This is a genomic window from Treponema sp. R80B11-R83G3, assembly GCF_054786115.1.
Genome location: NZ_BDHF01000139.1, coordinates 1 through 2,645, shown reverse-complemented (window position 1 = coordinate 2,645; position 2,645 = coordinate 1). Strand labels below are relative to the sequence as shown.

Genomic DNA, 2,645 nt, shown 5'->3' with positions numbered 1-2,645 from the left:
CACAACGCTTTTTTATGATTGCTTGTATTTGGCAAAACTCCAGACTAAAAGTACGCTACCTATAGCGGTGGACGGGAGTATATCGACACTATGAAAAAGTGGTGTCAGTTACAAGTTTATTTTACCACAAAAGCAATACATTACTATATTTTTTAGTATGTAGGGATTTATTTTCCGCTTGCTCATTGTCCATATAAAAAGCATAGTTGCCTTATGCGGATATGTAATTGGGATAAACGTGCAATTTTTACTAAAAATTCAATTCCAATTTCATCAGCGGATTTTTAAGCAAGTCGGAAAGGTTAAAACTTTTCGGTGTTGCAGTTTCCAATACGCCAGTATAAGTGCCATACATTGTGTTCATTCCGTCATACTCATAGATGAAATAATTATGCGTGGGCGTGTAATAGTGTAGGTATGTGTGTGTAGGTTCGTTTTCCTTTGTCTCGCCAAGTTTGGGTATTAGCGGAACTAAATTATAGAGCCTGTCCAATGCTACGGCATAAGCCCCGATATAATGTAAAATGTGGGCAAGTTGGGCAGGGGGTATCAAATTGGAAATTGTAAAAGGAATGGTAGGCAAAAGCGGTATCGGCTTTTTGTCGAAGCGGTCAAAGTCTACCAAGCCTGTAATGCCACGTTTTTTATAAAAAGCCCCTGACGCTTTCCAGTTTTCGGGAGTATCGGCAAGCCCGACAACAACGGCATTTTGGTCGATGTAGTTATCAATAAAATGGTACTCTTCATCAGTCTTAACCGCTCTTGAAAAAAACCTATCCCCCCACAGGTGATCTATTGAGCCGTGTATAAAATTCCAACGCTTTGCCGACATAATTTTAAGCCATTGCATAATTTTCCGCCCCAAGTTATTCTCAAAAACCCTGATTTTATCATTAGTTCGAGAAGTAACGTGGTAAAAAGCATTGTCAATAAGCACTCTTGTTTTTCGCATAAATACCTCCACAATTTCTTTTGCTATTTTAGCGGAAGACTCGAGCAAGCTCGGCTTCCGCTGAATACGATAAATGTTTTTTTACAAGACCGTAAAAAAGATTTACAATATATATATGGCGTGGAGATGTCATTTTGCTTTACTTTAGCGGAAAGATTTTTTAATTTTTTTTAAATTGCCGTCCTGTACGCTATATCTAGTGTACCCTGACAGGCAAGGTACACTAGCGAATTTGGGTGTCAGTTACTCGGCGTGTCCTTTTTGTAATAAATGTTTTAATCTAAATTCAAAAAAGGACGGTAAAGCCGCCCTACATTATTATTATTCTGTAATACTTCCTTCCGCTTTTTCCTTAAATGCGCTCCTGCCCTTGTGAACACTGTCAATAACTTCATGAAGACCGTCTTGCACATATAATAATTTTTACCCAAGCTTTGGGTAGGCAACCCAACGGAAGGATAGCTGTACACCATTTTAGGCTGTTTTTAGGGTAAAAAGGGGGAATTTGCCTAGAGTGGGTCATTTTGACCCTATTTGGAAGAAATATACCATATAAAAAGCGTATACCGCATATCAGCGGTTCTATGCGATTCCGGTGTTAAATACCGTTGCGTGTACAGTCTAACTTTTGTATAATATGCTATATTCTATCAGAGGGGAGAATATTAGAAAATGGCTGAAAGGGTACTTGATAATGCAAAAAGGCGAAAAGTCGATGAATTCTATACCCGGCTTACCGACATAGAAAAAGAAGCAAATCATTATATTGACCATTTTAAGGGAAAAACCGTTCTTTGCAACTGCGATGATCCGCGGGTAAGCCAGTTTTTTTACTTTTTCTTTTCAAGATTCAAAGGTCTCGGCTTAAAACGGCTTATCGCTACTTGTTATAAAAACCTCAATCCCGATTTATTCACCCAAAACCTTGACGAACAAGCCGTATATTGTATTTATAACGACAAAGGCCGATTTGATGACGTGTACACAGACTATGAAACTTTTATCAAACAAAATGAATGGGGCATTTTGAAAGGAGATGGCGATTTTCGTTCCTCTGAATGTATAGAACTTTTAAAACAGTCAGATATAGTCGTTACCAATCCGCCATTTTCCCTGTTCAGGGAATATGTGGCGCAACTTTTTGAATATGAGAAAAAGTTTTTAATAATCGGGAATAAAAATGCAATCACATATAAAGAAATTTTTACGCTGATTAAAGAAAATAAAATGTGGCTGGGCAATACTTCAATGAGTGAAGATATGTTGTTTGACATTCCCGAAGAACTTGCAAATGAGCTAATTAAGAATAAAAAAGAAGGGAGTGCATATAAAATAATAAACGGCGTTGTAAAAGGCAGATCGCCATCGGTCTGGTTTACTAATATAGATCACAAAAAACGCCATGAAAATTTAATCTTATATAAAACATATAATAAAAAAGAATTTCCAAATTGATTATTTATATACTGGCAGAAAGACATTGTTCGCTGTTGTCCGTCAAGAACTTCATAAGTTTCTCCATTCTTTACCCAATACATAACATTAAGCGGGAAATTTTTCTGTATTGTTTCAATAACCGCGTCTCTTTGTTGATCTTTATAGACAAACTCACGCTGATACGGCGGACGTATATTTAATTTTTTCCCATATCCTAATACGCCTTCTTCTTGATTATCAATGTAGTCTTTTACTA

3 protein-coding genes are annotated in these 2,645 nt (G+C 36.9%); 1 reads left to right on the top strand and 2 read right to left on the bottom strand.

Features of this window, described 5'->3' with window-relative positions; genetic code table 11:
* Positions 1 to 250 precede the first annotated feature (250 nt).
* Complete coding sequence (locus ACYVRH_RS11640) at positions 251 to 952, bottom strand: transposase (protein ID WP_461257082.1); 702 nt, start codon at positions 950 to 952, stop codon at positions 251 to 253.
* 672 nt (positions 953 to 1,624) lie between these two features.
* On the opposite strand from ACYVRH_RS11640, the gene ACYVRH_RS11635 reads away from it, so the two are divergent.
* Positions 1,625 to 2,407: an adenine-specific methyltransferase EcoRI family protein gene (locus tag ACYVRH_RS11635; protein WP_461257081.1), complete on the top strand. Its 783-nt coding sequence runs from the start codon at positions 1,625 to 1,627 to the stop codon at positions 2,405 to 2,407.
* Here the strand turns inward: ACYVRH_RS11635 and ACYVRH_RS11630 are convergent.
* The coding region (locus ACYVRH_RS11630) for a DUF262 domain-containing protein (RefSeq protein WP_461257080.1) at positions 2,341 to 2,645 on the bottom strand (305 nt) is incomplete at its 5' end. The genes ACYVRH_RS11635 and ACYVRH_RS11630 overlap by 67 nt on opposite strands.